Origin of the sequence: Streptosporangium sp. NPDC000396 (assembly GCF_042898655.1) — a bacterium.
Taxonomy (GTDB): domain Bacteria; phylum Actinomycetota; class Actinomycetes; order Streptosporangiales; family Streptosporangiaceae; genus Streptosporangium.
Map to the genome: position 1 here is coordinate 89001 of NZ_JBIAZA010000015.1, position 15263 is coordinate 104263.

At 68.2% G+C, this 15263-nt stretch carries 16 protein-coding genes; 6 read left to right on the plus strand and 10 right to left on the minus strand.

The features are described 5' to 3' along the window. Positions 1-86: 86 nt before the first annotated feature. The 4 genes from ACFY2X_RS24515 to ACFY2X_RS24530 form a co-directional block, all read right to left on the minus strand. Positions 87-617 (minus strand): MauE/DoxX family redox-associated membrane protein, encoded by a 531-nt coding sequence (locus tag ACFY2X_RS24515; protein ID WP_389941404.1) that lies wholly within the window; start codon positions 615-617, stop codon positions 87-89. After that, on the minus strand, positions 599-892 hold the full coding sequence (locus tag ACFY2X_RS24520; RefSeq protein ID WP_389941406.1) for a response regulator transcription factor: 294 nt from the start codon (positions 890-892) through the stop codon (positions 599-601). Before ACFY2X_RS24520 ends, ACFY2X_RS24515 begins: the two co-directional genes overlap by 19 nt. 711 nt (positions 893-1603) lie before the next feature. Further along, positions 1604-2296 carry a WXG100 family type VII secretion target gene (locus ACFY2X_RS24525; protein WP_389941408.1) on the minus strand — a complete coding sequence of 231 codons (693 nt, stop codon included), beginning with the start codon at positions 2294-2296 and terminating at the stop codon, positions 1604-1606. 266 nt (positions 2297-2562) lie between these two features. Next, the gene (locus ACFY2X_RS24530) at positions 2563-2889 is read right to left on the minus strand and encodes a hypothetical protein (RefSeq protein WP_389941411.1); all 327 of its coding nucleotides are present in this window, start codon (positions 2887-2889) and stop codon (positions 2563-2565) included. A gap of 162 nt (positions 2890-3051) precedes the next feature. Between ACFY2X_RS24530 and ACFY2X_RS24535 the strand changes: the two genes are divergently transcribed. Both ACFY2X_RS24535 and ACFY2X_RS24540 read left to right on the plus strand, forming a co-directional pair. Then, the gene (locus ACFY2X_RS24535) at positions 3052-3498 is read left to right on the plus strand and encodes a YbaB/EbfC family nucleoid-associated protein (protein ID WP_389941414.1); all 447 of its coding nucleotides are present in this window, start codon (positions 3052-3054) and stop codon (positions 3496-3498) included. A 249-nt stretch (positions 3499-3747) separates the two neighbouring features. After that, a complete protein-coding gene (locus tag ACFY2X_RS24540) occupies positions 3748-4404 on the plus strand; it encodes a class I SAM-dependent methyltransferase (protein ID WP_389941417.1) in 657 nt (218 codons plus the stop codon). On the opposite strand, the gene ACFY2X_RS24545 is transcribed toward ACFY2X_RS24540, so the two are convergent. Continuing rightward, positions 4405-4827: a hypothetical protein gene (locus ACFY2X_RS24545; RefSeq protein ID WP_389941420.1), complete on the minus strand. Its 423-nt coding sequence runs from the start codon at positions 4825-4827 to the stop codon at positions 4405-4407. 455 nt (positions 4828-5282) lie between these two features. On the opposite strand from ACFY2X_RS24545, the gene ACFY2X_RS24550 reads away from it, so the two are divergent. Continuing rightward, complete coding sequence (locus ACFY2X_RS24550; protein WP_389941423.1) at positions 5283-6656, plus strand: hypothetical protein; 1374 nt, start codon at positions 5283-5285, stop codon at positions 6654-6656. A 148-nt stretch (positions 6657-6804) separates the two neighbouring features. After that, the gene (locus tag ACFY2X_RS24555; RefSeq protein ID WP_389941426.1) at positions 6805-7314 is read left to right on the plus strand and encodes a PH domain-containing protein; all 510 of its coding nucleotides are present in this window, start codon (positions 6805-6807) and stop codon (positions 7312-7314) included. A 12-nt stretch (positions 7315-7326) separates the two neighbouring features. On the opposite strand, the gene ACFY2X_RS24560 is transcribed toward ACFY2X_RS24555, so the two are convergent. Beyond that, positions 7327-7527: a hypothetical protein gene (locus ACFY2X_RS24560; protein ID WP_389941429.1), complete on the minus strand. Its 201-nt coding sequence runs from the start codon at positions 7525-7527 to the stop codon at positions 7327-7329. A gap of 440 nt (positions 7528-7967) precedes the next feature. Between ACFY2X_RS24560 and ACFY2X_RS24565 the strand changes: the two genes are divergently transcribed. Beyond that, on the plus strand, positions 7968-9194 hold the full coding sequence (locus ACFY2X_RS24565; RefSeq protein WP_389941432.1) for a TROVE domain-containing protein: 1227 nt from the start codon (positions 7968-7970) through the stop codon (positions 9192-9194). Continuing rightward, positions 9158-9340: a hypothetical protein gene (locus ACFY2X_RS24570; protein WP_389941435.1), complete on the plus strand. Its 183-nt coding sequence runs from the start codon at positions 9158-9160 to the stop codon at positions 9338-9340. The genes ACFY2X_RS24565 and ACFY2X_RS24570 overlap by 37 nt, the downstream gene beginning before the upstream one ends. A gap of 133 nt (positions 9341-9473) precedes the next feature. Here the strand turns inward: ACFY2X_RS24570 and ACFY2X_RS24575 are convergent, their stop codons facing one another. The 4 genes from ACFY2X_RS24575 to ACFY2X_RS24590 all read right to left on the minus strand — a co-directional run bounded on the left by ACFY2X_RS24575 (position 9474) and on the right by ACFY2X_RS24590 (position 15260). Beyond that, positions 9474-9971, minus strand: a complete 498-nt coding sequence (locus tag ACFY2X_RS24575) for a hypothetical protein (RefSeq protein WP_389941436.1) — start codon at positions 9969-9971, stop codon at positions 9474-9476. A gap of 59 nt (positions 9972-10030) precedes the next feature. Continuing rightward, positions 10031-11851 (minus strand): APC family permease, encoded by a 1821-nt coding sequence (locus tag ACFY2X_RS24580; protein ID WP_389941439.1) that lies wholly within the window; start codon positions 11849-11851, stop codon positions 10031-10033. 182 nt (positions 11852-12033) lie between these two features. After that, on the minus strand, positions 12034-12702 hold the full coding sequence (locus ACFY2X_RS24585; RefSeq protein WP_389941442.1) for a response regulator: 669 nt from the start codon (positions 12700-12702) through the stop codon (positions 12034-12036). Further along, positions 12699-15260, minus strand: coding sequence for a DUF4118 domain-containing protein (locus ACFY2X_RS24590; RefSeq protein ID WP_389941445.1), 2562 nt, complete (start codon positions 15258-15260; stop codon positions 12699-12701). Before ACFY2X_RS24590 ends, ACFY2X_RS24585 begins: the two co-directional genes overlap by 4 nt. Positions 15261-15263: the final 3 nt, after the last annotated feature.

The following is a 15263-nucleotide window of genomic DNA, read 5'->3' on the forward strand; positions in this document are numbered from 1 at the left end:
TGTGCGCACCGGATTCACGCACAGATCCGTGACCGTCGTCGCCGAAGGCGGTCGCGGCGGTTCAGTGATGTTCGCCAGGAGGCTTGTCAGCGTCCGGCGAGAAAGGCGAGATCGTCCAGGCGGGTGACAACGACCGCTCCGATCACCGCCACCGCCAGAGTGACAAGGGTTGATTCGACGGCAATGGATGCGCCCTCGGAAACATATGCGGTGACGCCCAGTCCCGCGGTCACCGTGAGAATCACGTTCCGCACCAGATGCACGGCACTTATGTCAGCACCTGAGCGGCCGAAGCAGTTACACCTGATCCTGCGGTTCCCGCGGAGCGCCGATCCCAGGGCGGTCGTGAACACCAGCAGAACGGCCAGCGCGAGCATGAAACCCACACGTGCGGTGACATCGAAGGCGAGGAGCACGACGACGGCGACCTCCACCAATCCCACGGCGAGCGCCACGAACCTGTGACCGTGAACCGGTAGGAAGGCCCATCCCCAGGCGGAGAGCGAATCCGTGAACTCGGCGAGCGCGGACCTGCTGCGGAGTTTTCCGAACGCGGCGATGACGAATGTGATGCCCAGAAAGACACGGCAGCCAAGCGCTACATATTGCACACGCACTCCAGCGGGCGGTTCGAGCCCTTTCGGGCCTGGTTCGAAGAGGGGCAGGGGCCATCCAGCTCGCCCGGCTTGATCAGGCCGCCCCGCAACGCCAGGACGGCCAGCTGGAATCGGGTCTTCGCCCCCAGGAGAGCGTGGAGCTTGGCAACCCTGCGTTCCACCGTTCGCAGGCTCACGCAGAGGTGGCGGGCAATCATATGGTCGGAAAAGCCATTCGCCAGCAGGAGGAGAAGCCCCTGCTCCTCCTCCATATCCGAGTAGACCAGCTCGATCATCCGACGTAACCTCCTGCCCAGACCGGCAGGACGTGGACTCGCCTGTCGATCCGCCGCTCATCACGAGCTCACACCTCCTGGCCGGAGGCGCGAGCCTTTTTCCATCCCCAAGGGCTTTCACCGCGTCCCCATCTAAGGGGCTGAGACATGACCTCTAAAGGGTCCGAACTGTGCCGAACAGTGCCGAACAGTGCCGAACGGCGGGCCCACTTCCTGACATCGCAGCTCACCGGCCGATGCCAGGTCACTGGACATGACCTGCAGACAGGAAAGCTCCCGGAAGGGCGTCAACCAAGATCAACCATTGCATTCGGTGACTTCGGTGTCACTCCGTCGCGCCGCACCCGCCGCCCTCCTCGGCCACATCGGCCCGTCAGCGCGATCCTTGCTCTTCAGCCCCACGAAGCGGGATGAAAAAGGCTCCGCCGGTCGGAGTTAATCCGAGGAATTAAATACGACATAACCACATTATTGGCGGCGGATGTTGAAATACTATAGAAGTGCCGTAGAGACGCTGTAGACCCGTGCGTGCGCTACCGACGGTGACATGGACAACCCCATATGCACCCACTCCCTGGGGCCGCTCGAAATCCTGAGGGACGGGTGCCGGGTTTCCCCGGCGGATTCAAAGCTCGCGGCCGTTGCCGCGGCCCGGCCACGCCACCAGCTCGGCGATCAGGAAAAAGAGACGATGTCCCCGAGCCCGTGTTTTCAGCGGTCGGGCTCGGGCATGTTCCAGTCGAAGTCCTCGCTCCCCGGCGGGAGCTGCCGTGGCTCGCCCGGCTCGCGCTCCGGAGGCGGCTGAAAGGGGGGAAGCCCCGTTGTGTTGATCTTCGCGGACGGGAAGTTGATCGCTCCTGGCCCGGTGGGGAGAACGGTCTTGATGTTCAGCAGGGAACTGCGGAGACTGGCCAGGTTCATCGCGGCGTTCGCGACGAAGGCGCCGAGCTGACCGAGGAGTGCGATCACCGTGATGTTCGCGGTCCTGACCGCGACGGCCTCCCCGAACACCGCCGCCGCCGCGGTGGCGGGAAACCGCCGTGCGACCATCAGCCCGACCAATGCGGTGATGAGCGAAACCCCCGTGATCCTCAGGGACATGTCGAACTCCGCGTAGGCGTCCGCGAGGTGACCCAGCCCCTCACCCATGTACTCCATCGACGTCTTCAGAGCGCCCATCTGGCTGTTGAAGATGTTGAGCGCGGCCTCGAAGGCGTCCTGATCATCGGCGTCCCATCCGGTCATCGCCCTGCGCACGGTCTCCACGCCGGGCATCATCTGCCCCTCCACGCCGAGTGTGCCGCCAAGGGCGTTGATCCAGCTGGTCTTGGCTCGACGGATCGCCTCCTCGTTGCCCTGCGCCCCTTCCACCAGGAGACAGGTGGCGACGGCCAGGACGCTCATGCCGGACGCGATCCGCCAGGTGCGCACGGCTGGGGACGGACTCTTGGGGATGGACGACGGGGATGGCGGGGCTACGGAATAGCCGGGGTGCGGCGGGCCGAACTGCCCCACCGGCGGGCGCACCTGCGCCGGAGGGAAAGGAGACCCCGGACTCCCAGGGGGAACCGGCGGCCCGAACTGTCCGGTCGGCGGGCGCACCTGCGGCGGCGGAAAAGGGGATCCGGGACTTCCCGGGGGAACCGGCGGCCCGAAGCCGGGCGGCGTCGTCATACGAACATCCTCATGGCCAAGATGTCCATGGTGCTCAGGTCCTCGGCGGTTCGCCAGTTCCTTCTCGCGTACTCCAGCGTCCGCGCCCAGGCCTCGGTGACCTCGACGGCGTCCCCGATCAGCTTCTCCGTGGCCTCCTGTATCCCCCGGTAGGCGTCACCGAGAATCATGTCGCCGATCGTGCCGAACGCGTCGGCCGGCAGGTCGGTCTGCGGCTTGATATTGGTCTTGTAGCCCTTGAGCGGCATCGTGAGATGCAGGCCGACCGCCTCCTCGGTCCTCCCGATCGCGGTGGAGCTGATGTGCTTGTCGCCGGCCGCCATGAGACCCCCTCCTCAAATGATCATCGACCGATCAATCTTCCTGCAGCCACGAGTTTGAATCTCACCGCAATCCATATATTTCGCATTAAAAATGAATGGTAAAGCGTAGTCAGCGCGTCAATAATGGATTCCCCTCGCCCACCAACCGCTAAATCTGATCGCATGTCGGCTTTCGATCCTTCCGCTCTGCGCCCCAGCGACCTCGACCGGATGCTCAGCGAGAGCGAGCAGTCGCTCCGTCGGCTCCACGAGGCCACATCGGAACTGGAGGCCATCACCGGCGAGGGACAGGCCGCCGACGGTCTGATCCGGGCGACCGTCGATCACGGCGGGCGGCTGCGGGACATCGCCTTGGACCCGAGGGCGTTGCGTCAGGACAGCCGGACGCTCGCAGAATCGATCACCGAAGCCGTACAGGCGGCCCAGGACGACGCGTTCCGCAAAGGACAGGAGCTCCTGGCATCGGTGCTGGGCGACGATGCCCGAAACCCCTTCGACCTGGACGCCCTGCGCGATCAGCTCCAGGCGGCGGAGGAAACCTTCGCCCGGTCGCTCGACGGGCACACCGACGCCTTCCGCCGTTTCGGGCGACCCGGCGGAACCGTTTGAGCCGTGCGACCGGGCCTGGTCGTCCCCCGGGTCGAGCACAGGATGAGAAGAGCCGCCGGATCACTTCCGGCACAAGGTGGCGCACGGTATCCGTCTCGTCTCTGGCGAAAGTGGAAATTGCGTAAGGAACACGTATGAATCAGCGGGCGATCCGTACGAGTCCTGTATCGATCGCTCCGTTCGGAGACGGAGTGGGCGACATTGAGTGAGTGGTGTCAAGAGATATCGGGATCAGGAGGAACCACGGTCGTGAGCGCTTTTCAGGAGCTGGGCGAACCTTCGAGCACCGGTGAGCGGCTGGGGCGCGGGATGGAGCAGTTCCATCATCCCCGCCCTGTATGCACGGGACGCGAAGGCGACTCTCGTTCGACGCCGCAGCGCGAGCTGCTGCTCGCCGGTCTGACCGGGCGTGTCCTGGAGATCGGAGCGGGCGACGGGGTCAAGCTCACCTGCTACCCGGCCGCCGTGGAGGAGGTCGTCCTCGTCGAGCCCGACGCGTTCCTCCGTGCCGCGGCGCGGTCCGCCGCCGAGCGGACCTCGATCCCCGCGCAAATCATGGACGGCGACGCGACGCGGCTGCCTGTTCCCGACAGGTCGTGCGACGCCGTCGTCTGCTCGCTGATCCTGTGCAGCGCACCCCGGCTGGAGACGACTTTCTCAGAGGTGAAGCGGGTTCTCCGGCCCGGTGGCGAGCTACGGTTCTACGAGCACCAGCGCTCCGGCAACCCGTTGGCCGCCCTGGCCGAGACCCTCGTGACACCGATCTGGTCCAGAGTCTCCGGCGGCTGCCGTCCTTCGCGCGACGTACTCTCTGCCATCCGGCGAGCGGGATTCCGCATCGAGCGCCTGGAGCGCTTCCCCTTCCACCACGTCGACCACGTCCTCGGCGCCGCCCGGCCCGAGTAGTCACACCCTCTGCCGCTGGTGCAGGCGCCCCAGCAGCACCGGGGGACGGCGCGGATGGCTGCGTGCCCTCATCAACCGGCGCTTACGACGCAGACGTGTCCGCAACGATCCACTCACATGACCCAGGAGCGCCGCGGCGGCGAACACCCCGAGCCTGAGCGCGTCAGGCCGGTTCAAGGTCAGCTCCCCGGCGGTGTTCACCAGGAAACCCGTCGTGAAGAGCCACACCATCAGTGCCGTGACCGACGAGGCGAGCAGGTTCCGCGACCAGACCGCGAACGCTCCCGCCACGACAGTCATCGCGACGATGCTCGGCGCGCCTTCTGGAACGAGAACGGCGACGCTCACGCAGGCCATGACGGTCACCACGAACCCACCGGAGAGCAGGAACTCCAGTGGCGGCCTCTGACGGGAGAATTCCACAATTCATCAAATCGCACTCCGGGAAGCGGGGGGCGAATGAATATGACATCCCTACAGCTCTCTGACGAGTCCTGACGCGATATTTATGCCATTCGGCCGACCTGCTCATCAAGGGTCCGTCAAGGCTACTTGCCATCACGTTTTCCGGCATGGATAGTGATGTCAGCCGAGCAGAGAGAGGAGGGGAAGAAATGATCCGGCAGGATGACCGCACAGCCGCTTTCGCTTCCCCGGCCCGCACTGCTCGATGTCGGATCCCCTGATTCGGGGACGATCATTCATGCCGTGATCGCGACTACGTGATCACGCGCTCAAGGGGCCTCCCGGTGCGCGCCGCGCCCGGCGGAGGAGAGCAGGCTCGGGCATGCCGTGCTCCCTCCGCCATGTTCGCGGCCTTTCAGAGACATGCCTCTCCATCTCGGGAGGTCCCTTTCTCGATCAACGGAGAAAGGTCCATGACCACACCGCAGTTCCTCGCGCCCGCAGCCGTGGAGACCGCCAGGAAGGAACTCTTCCTGCTGGCCGCGCGCGCTCTGGCCGACAAGGGGGCCCAGGAGCCGGGCGACCGACTCGCCTCCCTGGTCGGCGGCCTCGTCACCGATGACGCGTGGCTGCGCGGCTTCCTCGGCTGGACGCGTGAACGGCCCGCCCTGCGCGGGTTCACGCTCGCCGCCACCGTGGAACTCGTCCATGCCAGGCTGACGGCGAAGCTGGGCACCGCCGCCGAAGCGCGCCAGCTGATCAACGAGGTCCTGGTGCGCGCGGACGAGCCCGGCGAACTGCTCGCCTATGCGATCCACCGGCTCGGCCGCTCCTTCCCCAAGCCGATCAGGGACGGCGTGGCCAAGGCCGTTGAGCGCCTCTACGACGAGCATGCCATCGCGGTTCACGACGCCGAGGACGCGCCCATGCGCTTCTCCGAGGTGATCGGGCTCACCCATCCCAAGCCGGTCGGCAAGCAGAGCGACGTGTTCCAGTACGCGGCGCTGCGGCTGAAGCGCCCCACCCCTGTCCCCGGCTCGCTGACCGCCCTCAAGGCCCGCGCGGAGCTGCATGCCGTACCCACCGAGAAGCGGCCGCGCCAGCTGGACCGCCCCGACATCGCCGAACTCTTCGCTACGGCCGCGATGACCTGGCGTGATGTGGCCGTCTGGCTGGGTGGCGAGATGACCGAGAAGGCGTGGGCCGCCGTCCTGCGATCGATGAGCGTCAGAGAGCGTCTGGCGCAGCTGCCCGCTTTCGAGTCGGCCGGCCTCGCCTCCGAGATCGCCGACTGGGTCATCGCCGACCTGGCTGAGGAGAGCTCGGTGACCCGTGGCCGGGCGATGCCGATGGAGATCTGGGCGGCCTACCGCTCCGTGCCCTCCTCGCGCTGGTCCTGGGCACTGGAGAAGGCGCTCCAGCACTCCCTGACGCAGGTGCCCGTGCTGTCCGGACGCACGCTGGTCCTGGTGGACCGCAGCGCGGCCATGGCCAGGCAGGCCGACGCCGCCGCCGTCTTCGCCGCCGCGCTGGCGCTGCGCTCGCCCTCCGTGGAGCTGGTGCAGTTCGGTCCCGCGATCGAGCCGGTGACCATGGAAACCACGCTGCTGGGCACCCTCGGCCGGTTCCGGCGACCGGGCGGCGGCCAGACCGTGGCGCAAGCCGTACGGGAGCACGCCCAGAAACACGACCGGGTCATCGTCCTGACCCACCCGGCGGCGGCCGTGGAGGCCGCCGAGGCCGTCACCGCCCCCGGCCACGAGCACGTCATCACCGAGGTCAATGACGGCTGGTTCGCCGCCATCCCGGCGATCGAGCTGGCGCGCACCGGCGCCTGGCCGTTCTGAACAGGAGAGACATGTCCAAGCGCGCCCGTAAGAAGCGGACCCGCCGCAAGAAGGCCGCCAACCGCGGCCGCAGGCCAGGTCAGCGCTGAGCCCCAAGGCTCCGGCACCCCATGTGCCGGAGCCTGCGCCTTTCTCCAGGAGGTTTCCGGTGTTCCCCGCGTCCTTCCACCCCCGCCCGTCCAGGGGGTACCTGTCGCTCTACGCCGCGACCGCGATCCTCGGCTTCGCGGCCGCCGTCCATCTGGCCGACGGGGGCACGGCCCGGTTCGTCATCGGGATCGCGCTCACCATGGTCACCGCCTACCTGCTCGCTCTGGCGCTGTGCTTCCCCCTGATGCGCTACACCGTCTCCAGGACCACGCTGAGCGCCGAGTACGGCCCCATGCTCCGCTTCCGCGTCCCGCTTGACGACATCGCCAAGGTGTCCCGCGTCGAGCTGGCGCCCAGCTTCCTATCCGCGCTGGTCATGCCTGGCATCGCCCTGTACGGCGTGCGGTACCTCGGCCTGGGCCGGGTCCGTATGTGTGCCACTCGCGTCATGCATGACGTGTTCCTGGTGGAGACGAAAAGCGGTGCTCGCTACGGCATCACGCCCGCCGACGAACACGCCTTCGTTCACACGCTCCGGCGGCATGGGGTCCGCGTGGAAAAGGCGTAGCCACGTTCACCGTCACGCTCGACGACCACCGCCGGCCCACCGAGGGCGTAGCCTGTCGTGATCGTGGCGCACCAGGTCGTCGTACCAGAGGAAGGCGGCGAAGCCCACCCAGAACACGACGAGGTTGGCCAGGCCGGGGACGAACAGCGAGACGAGCAGGAAAATCACTGCCCAGGCTCCGAAGAGGATCAGGTCGAGAACTTTGCCGTCCATAGTCCGAATATCCCTCTGAAGGGAAGCCGCGCATAGACATCCTGACACATCTTTACGCGAATTCTCTATTAACGTCTTTTCTACGGTCCACACGCCGATTGTGGGCAAAGGATACTTGCGGCGGAAATCCGTGAAACGCATAGTGGAATAACTCGACACGGCCAGCGGAGAGGAGACCGATGCGGCGGCTTCGTCGCTCCGCCGTCCGGCATCGGCGCCCGCCCGCGGGCAGTCGATGTCGCCGTCCATAGTCCAGGAACTCCTGGATATATAGACGGCGGGCCGCCTCGGCGAATCAGCGGATTCCAGGCGGCCTGCGGCGTGCCATCCGCGGCACGCGGGGCCCCCGGTGCACCACCGGCTTGCTGCGACCCCCGGACACAGCCGGTTCCCTTCTCGGGCGGCCCCTTCAACGATCACCCTCAAGGAGTTGAGCTGCCATGGCAACCCGCGCGCCAGCCGTCGTGGAGACCAGCAGGAAGGAGATGTTCCTGCTCGTCGCCCGCGCGCTCGCCGACGGCCATGCCCGGATTCCCACAGAACGCTTCGCCGATCTCGCCACCCGGCTCGCCACGGTCGACGACGCCTGGCTGACCAGGCTGATCGGCTGGATGAGCCGCCATGACGCGCTTCGCCATCTGCGGCTGGCCGCCGTCTCTGAACTCGCGCACGCCTGTCTGCTGGCCGGTACGGCGAGCAGGTCGCTCGTCGGGGGAGCGCTCCAGCGCGCCGATGAGCCCGGCGAACTGCTCGCCTATTGGCTGCGCAGGTACGGCCGAGCCATACCCAAACCGGTGAAGCGCGGCGTCGCCGACGCGGTGATCCGCCTCTACGACGAACCCGCCCTGGCCACCTACGACAACTCGGCGGCTCAGCTGCGGTTCGCCGACGTGCTCGCGCTCACCCACCCGAGCCCGCGCGACATCACGCAGGCCGCCGTGTTCGGTCACGCGGTGGCTCGAAGGCGCGGAGACACGAGCCGCATCCCCGAGGCACTTCCGCTGTTGCGCGCCCGCCGCTCGCTGTACTGGATCGCCGCCGACAAGCGGGCCACCCTCCTGGAGCGGCACGATGCCGCCGAAACCCTGAGCAGAGCGGCCATGACCTGGCAGACGGTCCAGCGCTGGCTGCTGGGCGGCATGACGGGTGCCGCCTGGACGGCTGTGCTGCCCACCATGTCCTACCAGGACAGGCTCACTCACCTGCCCGACTTCGACCGGACCGGGGTGTCCGACGAGGTCGCCGCCCGCGTGGCGGCCCTGCTGGCCGAGCCGGCCGCGGTGATCCGCTCGGGAGTGACCCCATTGGAGATCATGGCGGCCATGCGCTCGGTGCCCGGCTCCCGCTGGTCATGGGCGCTTCGCGAGGCGTTGCAGCTTTCGCTGGCCAACGTCCCCGCATTGCCCGGCCGCACGTTGGTACTCGTCGACCGGACCGACCTCATGTCATCCAGGGCCGATGACACGGCGACCTTCGGGGCCGCGCCGCGCTCGCGCTGCGGGCCCCGTCGGTGGATCTGGTGGAGTTCGGTACGGCCACCGCCAGGATTCCGATCAGGAAGGGAGATGCGCTCACCGAGGTGGTCGAGCGCTTCCACCCGGTCGGCGGCTCGGCGAGCCCGGCGACAGCCGTGCGCCATCACCTGGACGGCTACGACCGGATCGTGATCCTCACCCACCCCGGCAGCGCGGCCGAGGCCGCCGAAGCCATCACGATGCCCGGCCACGAGCACGTCATCACGGATGTGTCGGCGGGCTGGTTCACAGCCATCCCGCACATCGAGATGGCCCGCACCGCCGCCTGGCCGTTCTGACCGGCCCTACCCATGCGGTCCGGTGACCGGCCCCGGTTCGAGGGCGACTTCTCCGGCCCTCGAGACGCCGTGGAACGACCCGGCACCTGACATCCCGGATGAGGCCCGGAATCCATGAGGATTCCGGGCCTCATCATCGTTGGGAATCTCCCTCCACGTCCGCGTATCTCCGCCATTCCTGATCCCAGCGCGCCATGGCCCGGCGCGCGATCCATACTCCCCGAGCCGCCTGGAGCAGCAGGATGATCACCGAGCTGACGCCACCCGCCATGAGCCCGATGATCGAAGAACCGGCGAGGATCTCCGGCGTCCCCAGCGGGGGCGGGGCCGGTTTGTCGTCGGGGCCGACCCAGATCCGCGTGCGCTCCCCGGGGGCTTGGGCCGACGGCAGGCGTGCCGTCCCGCTGTGCCGCATGCCTCTCTCGTCGAACCAGGCGACCTTCACGATGAATCCTTTGGGCACGCCACGGTGGTCGTCGAGAACCTCGGCGGTGACCTGCCGGTGGCTTGCCAGGTAGGTGTCCACGTCGCGGGAGAGAGCGCGATAGGCGGTGAACCCCACCGCGCAGCTCACGACAAAGGAGAAGGCGGCTATTGCCACGAACGTCTTGTCCCACCACCCTGACGGCAAGCCTTTCCCTCCTTCCGGGTGCTCAAGGGGAACGAACCACTGGCCTGCGCTTCGCACCGTCAGGCCGCGCTCGCCGTACGCGCTCCGACGCGGAAGCGCATCCGGCACACCACCGTGTCGGTACGGCGGCGCAGCGCCCGGGCCAGCACGGCACCGCGCTGGTTCTGCAGCACCCGCTGCCAGGCATGCTCGGGCTCGACCTCGGCGACAAGCACGAACACGTGCGCCTCGGGCACGCTCCTGATGTATTCGATCAGGGGGGCGTCCAGCCGCCGGTGCGCGTCGAAGACCTGCACCAGCTCGACATCGGGGTGCCAGCGCTCCCAGTCCTCGACGAACCTCTGAGCCTCCCGCTCGTCCCCCGGGTAGGTGACGTTGACCGCGACCACCCGGTCGCCCAGCGAGAGCGCGGCGGCGAGCGCCTCGCAGGTGAGGCGGTTGACCGCGTGCACCGGGACCACCACCAGAGAGCGACGCGGCCGCGGCGGGACGGGAGTCCTGCCCAGTTCCAGGCGCTCGCCGATGCGGGCGTAGGAGCGGTTGACCCACTCCATGGCCAGCACCATCAGCGGCATCGTGACCACGATCAGCCAGCCGCCCTCGGTGAACTTGGAGATCGTGACCACGATGGCGGCGACGAAGGTCAGCAGTGCGCCGAAACCGTTGAGCGCGGCGCGCCACTTCCACCCTGCGGGCCTGTCGGTGATCCAATGCCTGACCATGCCCGCCTGGGAGAGCGTGAAGCCGACGAACACGCCGATCGCGAACAGCGGCACCAGCAGGTTCATGTCACCCTGGGCGACGATCAGCAGCACGGCGCTCGTGACCGTCAGGAAGGCGATGCCGTAGCGGTGCACGTGCCGGTCCGCGCGCAGCGCGAAGAAGTGCGGCAGGTTGTTGTCGGTGGCCAGCAGCTGGGCCAGCACCGGCAGGCCGCCGAAGGATGTGTTGGCCGCCAGGGCGAGCAGGATCACGGTGGAGAACTGCACCAGGTAGAACAGCGGGCCGTCGCCGAGCGAGGCCTGGGTGACCTGAGCCAGCACGGTCACGCCGTCGACCGGGGCGATGGCGAACTTCTCGATCAGCGCGGCGATGCCGATCAGCATGACCGCGAGCAGCGCGCCGAGGGCGACCTCGGCGTGCTGTGCCCGCCTGACGCGCGGCTTCCTGAACGAGGGGACGGCGTTGGCGATGGCCTCGACGCCGGTGAGGGACGCGCAGCCGTTGGCGAAGGCCTTGAGCAGCAGGAGGACGCCGACGGTCTGCAGGTTCTGCGCCTGCGCGGCGTGTTCGACGGCCGTCACGGGCTCGGTGCGGACCAGACCCGCCACGATGACCAGGAGGATGGCGCCGATGTAGATCACGGTGGGCACGATGAAGGCGCGGGCGCTGTGCGCGATGCCCTTGAGGTTGATCGCGGTGACCAGGGCCAGGACCGCCAGGCAGATCCAGACGGTGTACGGCAGCAGCGCGGGGAAGGCCGAGGTCAGCGCCGCGACTCCGGCCGCCACCGAGACCGCCACGTTGAGGACGTAGTCCACGATGAGCGAGGCGCCCGCGACCAGGCCGGCGCGGCGGCCCAGGTATGCCTTGGCCACGCCGTACGCGCCCCCTCCATCGGGAAAGGCGGCGATGACCTGCCGGTAGGAGAAGGTCAGCACACCCAGCAGCGCCGCGATGGTCAGCGTGACCGGAATGGTGAAGCCGAGCCCCGCGCCACCCGCGAGGGCCAGAACCAGGACGATGGCCTCGGGACCGTAGGCCACCGAGGCCATCGCGTCCAGTGAGAGGGCCGCCAGGCCGCCGACGACCGTCAGCCGGTGCCTGTCACCGGTATCAGGAGGCTCCTGGGCGCGAGCGGGGGTCAGTAGCGAGGACATCGGGTCACTCCTGCGTCGGGGATTACGCTTCATCGTCACCCCCGACACGGGTGACATTTGTCCATCTATATGGACTTTTGATGCCTTGGCTCTAAATAACTATGCATATCCCACGGCGGGTACGGCGGGAACGGCAGCCGGGCGACCCTGAGCGGCCGGGCGACCCTGGGCGGCCGACAGGCTCAGGGCTTGAACCGGTAGCCCATTCCGGGCTCGGTGATCAGGTGGGCCGGATGTGCGGGGTCCTTCTCCAGCTTGCGGCGCAGCTGGGCCATGTACTGGCGCAGGTAGTGGGTCTCCTTGAGGTATTTCTCTCCCCAGACCTCGGCCAGCAGCTGCCGCTGGCTGACCAGCTTGCCGGGGTTGCGCAGCAGGAGCTCCAGGATGTGCCACTCGGTCGGCGTCAGCCGTATCCCGTCGGAGACCGTCTTGCTGGTCAGGTCTATCAAGCGGTCCCCGACCTGGATGCGGGCGAGCTCGGCCTCGTGCAGGCCGGTTCTGCGGGTGACGGCACGGATGCGGGCCAGCAGTTCCTCGATGTTGAAGGGCTTGGTGACGTAGTCGTCGGCACCCGCGTCCAGCGCCTCGATCTTGTCCTGGTTACCGGTCCGGCCGGAAAGCACGAGGATGGGTATCGACGTCCATCCGCGCAGGCCGTGGATGACGTCGACGCCGTCCAGGTCGGGCAGCCCGAGGTCGAGGATGACCAGATCGGGGTGCCAGTCGGCGGCCTCCCTGAGCGCCGAGCCGCCGTCGGTCGCCACCGCGACCTCGTAGTGGCGCGCGACCAGGTTGATGCGGAGCGCCCGCAGGATCTGCGGTTCGTCGTCGACAACGAGGATGCGCGTCACGCGAGCTCCTCCGCCTGTACAGCATGCGCCCGCGAGGAGATGGCAAACGTCAGGATCATGGTGAGACCTCCCCCTGGTGTCTCATCGGGTACGAGAGTGCCGCCCATCGCCTCGGCCAGTCCGCGCGAGAGGGCGAGGCCAAGGCCGACACCGGTGTGGTTGTCGCGGTCACCCAGTCGCTGGAAGGGCAGGAAGACACGGTCGTGGGCGTCGGGCGGGATGCCCGGTCCCCGGTCGATCACACGGATCTCCACATGATCGCCGTGCCAGCTCGCAGTGATGAGAACCTTCTCCTCCGGGGGGCTGTAGCGCACCGCGTTGGACATCAGGTTGACCAGCACCCGCTCCAGCAGCGCCGGGTCGGCGATGATCTCGGGCAGCTCGATGGAGATGTCGCCCTCGACACGGTCGCGGAGCGGGCCGAGGTCGTCGACCGCCCGGGGCACGACCTCCTCCAGCGCCACCGGCTGCAAAACCACGCCCAGGACACCCGCCTGCAGGCGGCTCATGTCGAGCAGGTTGGCGACCAGACGGTCCAGCTTGTTCAGCGACTCCTCGGCCGTGGCCGTCAGCTCGCGGCGGTCCTCCTCGCTCCAGTCGATCTCGGTGTTGCCCAGGCTCTCCACGGCCGCCTTGGCGGAGGCGAGCGGGGTGCGCAGGTCGTGGCTGACGGCGGCGAGCAGCGCGGTGCGCATCCTGTCCGCCTCGGCCAACGGCCTGGCCTGCTCGGCCTCCTCCTCCAAGCGCTGCTGGCGCAACGCGACGGCGGCCTCCGCGGCGAACGCCTCCAGCACCCGGCGATCGGACGCGTCCAGCAACCGGCCCCGCGCGGTGAGGACCAGATTCTCGTCGACGACCACGTCGGTGTCCGCGACGGACGGGGACGTGCACGGCGCGCCACCCGTGGTGGCGATGATCCGCCAGGCGTCCGGATCCGTCTGGTCGTCCGGCATGCTGCCGGTGCCGGGCCGCCTCTCCAGCAGCGTGACCGAGACCAGCCCGAACGTCTCGCGCATACGGGCGAGCAGCGAGGGCACCGCGGCCTCGCCGCGCAGCACGTGCCCGGCCAGCGTGGCGAGGAGCTCGGCGTCCGCACCTGCCCTGGCGGCCTCCCTGGTACGGCGGGCCGCCAGATCGACGACCGCGCTCACCATGACCGCGACCAGCACGAACACGATGAGGGCGAACAGGTTCTCCGGATCGGCGATGGTGAACCCGCCGACCGGCGGGGTGAAGAAGTAGTTGAGCAGCAGCGAGCCGCCGACGGCGGCGGTGATGGCCGGCCACATGCCGCCGATCAGAGCGACGCCGACCACCATGACCAGGAAGAAGAGGATCTCGCTCGGCAGCGACAGGTCGTTCTTGAACGGGATCAGCGCCGCGGTGAGCGCGGGCATCCCCGCGACGGCGAGGGCCCATCCGGCCAGCCGCCGCGTTCTGGTCAGAGCCGCGCGGGTCTGCCTGGGACGGCGGCCCTTCTTCGCCTCGTCGTGCGTGATCATGTGCACGTCGATGGGGCCGGACAGCGCGGTGGTCTCCACGCCGACGCCGCGGGAGAAGATCTGGGCGAACCGGCCTCGCCGGGAGGCGCCGAGCACCAACTGGGTCGCGTTGACGCCGCGGGCGAAATCGAGCAGCGCCCGCGGGATGTCGTCGCCGACCACCTGGTGGTAGGTGCCGCCCAGGCTCTCCACCAGCGCGCGCTGCCTGGCCAGGTTGGCCGGATCGCCTCCGGCCAGGCCGTCGGCGCTGGTGACGTGGACGGCCAGCAGATCGGCGCCCTTGGTCCTGGCCGCGACGCGGGCGGCCCGCCGTACCAGCGTGTCGCCCTCGGGGCCGCCGGTCAGCGCCACCACCACCCGCTCCCGTGCCTCCCAGGTCGCGGCGATGCCGTGGTCGGCGCGGTAGCGGTCGAGTTGCTCGTCGACCTTTCCCGCCGCCCAGAGCAGGGCCAGCTCGCGCAGGGCGGTCAGGTTGCCGACTCTGAAGTAGTTGGACAGGGCGGCGTCCACCTTCTCCGGAGCGTAGACGTTGCCGTGCGCCATCCGCCGCCTGAGCGCCTCCGGCGACATGTCGACCAGTTCGATCTGGTCGGCGCGGCGCACCACCTCGTCGGGGACGGTCTCGCGCTGCGGGATGCCGGTGATCTGCTGGACGACGTCGTTGAGCGAGTCGAGATGCTGGATGTTGACCGTCGAGATGACGTCGATGCCGGCGTCGAGGATCTCCTCGATGTCCTGCCAGCGCTTGGCGTTCCTCGACCCCGGCACATTCGTGTGGGCCAGCTCGTCGATCAGCGCGATCCTCGGCGCGCGCTCGATGACGGCGTCCACGTCAAGCTCGGTGAAGCTGGTCCCCCGATAGACGAGCGTCTTACGGGGGATGATCTCCATGCCTTCGAGGAGTTCGGCGGTGCGGGAGCGGCCGTGGGTCTCGACGAAACCCACGACCACGTCCCTGCCACGCTCCTGTCCACGGCGGCCCTCGCCGAGCATCGCGAAGGTCTTGCCCACCCCGGGCGCCGCACCCAGGTAGACCCTCAGCCGCCCGCGTGGCATCTT

Coding starts and splice junctions, on each gene's coding strand:
- ACFY2X_RS24565 (WP_389941432.1), top strand. CDS start 7,968: ATGGCAACCCGCGCGCCAGCCGTCGTGGAGACCAGCAGGAAGGAGATG.
- ACFY2X_RS24560 (WP_389941429.1), bottom strand. CDS start 7,527: ATGGACGGCAAAGTTCTCGACCTGATCCTCTTCGGAGCCTGGGCAGTG.
- ACFY2X_RS24535 (WP_389941414.1), top strand. CDS start 3,052: ATGTCGGCTTTCGATCCTTCCGCTCTGCGCCCCAGCGACCTCGACCGG.
- ACFY2X_RS24530 (WP_389941411.1), bottom strand. CDS start 2,889: ATGGCGGCCGGCGACAAGCACATCAGCTCCACCGCGATCGGGAGGACC.
- ACFY2X_RS24580 (WP_389941439.1), bottom strand. CDS start 11,851: ATGTCCTCGCTACTGACCCCCGCTCGCGCCCAGGAGCCTCCTGATACC.
- ACFY2X_RS24590 (WP_389941445.1), bottom strand. CDS start 15,260: ATGCCACGCGGGCGGCTGAGGGTCTACCTGGGTGCGGCGCCCGGGGTG.
- ACFY2X_RS24520 (WP_389941406.1), bottom strand. CDS start 892: ATGATCGAGCTGGTCTACTCGGATATGGAGGAGGAGCAGGGGCTTCTC.
- ACFY2X_RS24550 (WP_389941423.1), top strand. CDS start 5,283: ATGACCACACCGCAGTTCCTCGCGCCCGCAGCCGTGGAGACCGCCAGG.
- ACFY2X_RS24525 (WP_389941408.1), bottom strand. CDS start 2,296: ATGAGCGTCCTGGCCGTCGCCACCTGTCTCCTGGTGGAAGGGGCGCAG.